This window comes from Mesobacterium hydrothermale, from assembly GCF_035818635.1.
In the GTDB taxonomy this organism is placed as follows: domain Bacteria; phylum Pseudomonadota; class Alphaproteobacteria; order Rhodobacterales; family Rhodobacteraceae; genus Mesobacterium_A; species Mesobacterium_A hydrothermale.
The window spans coordinates 1-2894 of record NZ_JAYLLH010000067.1 but is presented as its reverse complement, the minus strand read 5'-3'; the positions used below and the strand labels follow the sequence as shown (position 1 = coordinate 2894).

Below are 2894 nucleotides of genomic sequence, written 5' to 3'. Positions count from 1 at the left end.
ATCAGCATGACTCGCACGGCCAGCACCAAATGGGAATCCCAATTCGGACTCGTTTGTCGCGATCAATCCACTAGATTGGCAGAGGAGACGCTCGACCATCCGGATCGAAAAGTTGGCGCGTTGTGCCCATGTCGAAGCCGTTGCGCCAAACCAAAGTCAGGTTTCACTTTCGATTGTGGCGTTCTTTTGCCCACACAAACATCGCACCAACGGCAGCATTGGCTTGCTGCACGCTGAACACTTCCGGTTCGAACGCGCCCGCCCATTGCTTTGTATCGCGATGTTCCGGGTGGTGTTTGTCGGTCAGCGCGTCGAGAAATTCTTCGTAAGAATAGGGCCCGCCACTATCCTCTGGCGGGCAGGCTCGCTCTCCGTCAACACAGGCGGGAAAGTCCAGATCTGGTCTTCCGGTTGGTTTGCTAATCTTCTCAACGGTGACGAGATGCCGCCAGCCATCGCCGAAATCATAAGTGTATGTGAACTGACTGCCTTTCTTGACCAGCTTTCCAAGGGTAAACCTCTTCTCGTCCCGCCGGCCATCGTTTGGATCCCAGCTATCGTCACTTTCGTCGCGGGCCTCGAACCTGTCTTCGCCAATCTCGAACTCATGCAGATGATAGTCTTGCCAAGGCATAGCGCCCTGGAGAACGGAATGCAGGATGTCCAAGCTGATGTCATTCGGCACGAGGATACGGCGCCAAATGGGTGGTTTGATGCCAACAAGTTCGATTTTCAGCTCAATCAAAGTGTGTCCCGCCTGTCTCAATGCCCCTGCCGTTGAAGTAATTTTTGATCCTTAAGTTGAAGCATTCAAGGGGAACATTGGCCCCTCCTGCCCTTTGGTCAGGACCGCGCCCTACTCGGTCGGCTGCAGGCAGCCGCCCTCCCCGAGCTGAAACGCCGCCTCTCCCTGCGACGTGCTGCTGGCCGGGCAGTCTCCTCCGGAGCCATCCCGACCAGCCGTCGCATGGTCGTGGCAACGCTTCATCTCGGCCATTCGGTAACCCGATGGCCCCCACGCACCGCGTCCTCGGCCGTTCCCCGCGCGGCAAGCTGGTCGAGTGCGGTGGCATCTGGAAGAAGCAGAACAGGGAGACCGGCGCCGACTACTACACGCTGACCATCCGCGACCACGGCTTCAACGCAAACCTCGGCAAGGCCGCCAACCAGGACGATCTGTCCCTGCAGGCCGTCATCCCCTGGGGCCCGAAAGACGCCGCCTAAGCCAACGGCCAGACCGCTCCGGCGGTCTGGCTTTACCTCGCGTCGAGGCGATTGGAAGGTCTCGACCTAAATCCGGTCATCCCCAAATGGGCCGCAGTCCCCGGCCTGATGTGATGGTCCCAACAGCTTCGCTTTTTGGGACCAGAGACGCCGTTCCAGGAGTGCCGGAGAATTCTCGCGGACACTGAGCGCTTTCGTTGGCGACGTAGATGACGTCACATGGGTCGCAAGCTGATCTTGGGCAGTGTCGGATTATCGGCATCGGAACGTCGCCAATAGTCTTGGCAAAGCTCGACTCCGGCAGAAGTCAGCTCGAAGCGATTTGCGCAGTTTGGGTCTTCTGCAAGCAATCCGAGGTCGATCAATGGACGCGCGGATCCGTCTGCGATGGAACGATCCCCAGGCACGCCTTCGCCCGTTTCGAAGCTCCATCGGTACTTTCCATCTTTGAGAAAACGATGGATCGCCCTCGGTGGAATTGTCGTGGTTCCAAGTCGCCTGCTGAAACCGAAGGACAATGAAGCAAGCGTCTCGCGTGGACGAGGCGGCACCTGTTCCCAAGGCATTGTCAGGTTGTTCACGGTCAGATAGCGGTGTAGCGCCGTTCCATGTTGAATTTGTCTGATCTTTCCCGTCTAAAGGGGTTTCGTTTTCCGCGCTCGGTGATCGGCTATGCGGTTTGGGCGTATCACCGGTTTGCCCTCAGCCTGCGCGACGTAGAAGATCTCCTGGCTTCACGGGGCATAGCGGTTTCCCATGAGACGATCCGGGACTGGGTGGCACGCTTTGGCATCCAGTTCGCCACGAAGGTCCGACGGGATCGGCCGCGCCCGGCCGACAAATGGCATCTCGACGAGGTCGTGGTGCCGATCAAGGGCCGCAAACATTGGCTTTGGCGGGCTGTCGATTCCAACGGTGACGTTCTGGACATCCTGGTCCAGTCCCGCCGGAACAAGGCGGCCGCGATGCGCTTTTTCCGAAAACTGTTCAAAGCCTGGGGCCAACCGCGCGTGCTCATCACCGACAAGTTGCGGTCTTACGGTGCCGCGAAGGCAGATATAGCCCCCGGGATCGAACATCGCCAACACAAAGGGCTGAACAACCGCGCCGGGGACTGTTGCGTTAATCGGATGAGTTGAGTCGTAAGCTCTTTCGTCTCCAGATGTCATGTGGTGGCGGTGAAGAGGCCACCGATAAACGCGATCTCGCCAAGGACACCTGGTTGTTTGTCGTGGATGTGGCCGCGTTTGATGGTCCGGATTGTCTCGAGACCGCTGAGGGTCGCCTTGGCCGATCGGAGTGACCGGAAACTTTGGCGATACCCCAGCAGCCGCTTCATTGCCGCATGGTCGCTTTCGATCCGGTTGTTACGCCATTTTCGATCGATGTGCCGGATGCTGTCAAAATGCGGATCATAGCGGTGGTTGATCTCGCGGATGACGCGCCTGTAGGCCTGCGCCTTGTCAGTGCAGATTGTGACAGGCCGGTGCAGACGGACACGCTCGATCGCCTTGTTGAGAAAGGCTTTGGCCGCCTTCGCGTCCCGTCGCGCAGTGAGGCGGAAATCGATCATCTGGCCGTTTGCATCTATGGCGCGCCAGAGGTAGCGCCACTTGCCGCCGACGCGGATATAGGTCTCGTCCACATGCCAATCGACGCTCGCCCGGCGC

At 58.8% G+C, this 2894-nt stretch carries 3 protein-coding genes and 2 pseudogenes; 2 read left to right on the top strand and 3 right to left on the bottom strand.

Annotated features, from left to right (window positions below):
• Nucleotides 1–163 precede the first annotated feature (163 nt).
• Nucleotides 164–745, bottom strand: a complete 582-nt coding sequence (locus tag VK792_RS19430; RefSeq protein ID WP_326299570.1) for a plasmid pRiA4b ORF-3 family protein — start codon at nucleotides 743–745, stop codon at nucleotides 164–166.
• Between the two features lie 257 nt (nucleotides 746–1002).
• Here VK792_RS19430 and VK792_RS19425 point away from each other — a divergent pair.
• A pseudogene (locus tag VK792_RS19425) lies at nucleotides 1003–1224 on the top strand (DUF736 family protein); the annotation flags it as partial.
• 215 nt (nucleotides 1225–1439) lie between these two features.
• Here VK792_RS19425 and VK792_RS19420 read toward each other — a convergent pair.
• Nucleotides 1440–1805, bottom strand: coding sequence for a hypothetical protein (locus tag VK792_RS19420; protein WP_326299568.1), 366 nt, complete (start codon nucleotides 1803–1805; stop codon nucleotides 1440–1442).
• Nucleotides 1806–1832: 27 nt separating this feature from the next.
• Between VK792_RS19420 and VK792_RS19415 the strand changes: the two are divergent.
• Nucleotides 1833–2333: pseudogene (locus VK792_RS19415) on the top strand (IS6 family transposase); the annotation flags it as partial.
• Nucleotides 2334–2389: 56 nt separating this feature from the next.
• On the opposite strand, the gene VK792_RS19410 reads toward VK792_RS19415, so the two are convergent.
• Nucleotides 2390–2894: IS6 family transposase (locus VK792_RS19410; RefSeq protein ID WP_326299566.1), on the bottom strand; the 505-nt coding region annotated here is incomplete at its 5' end.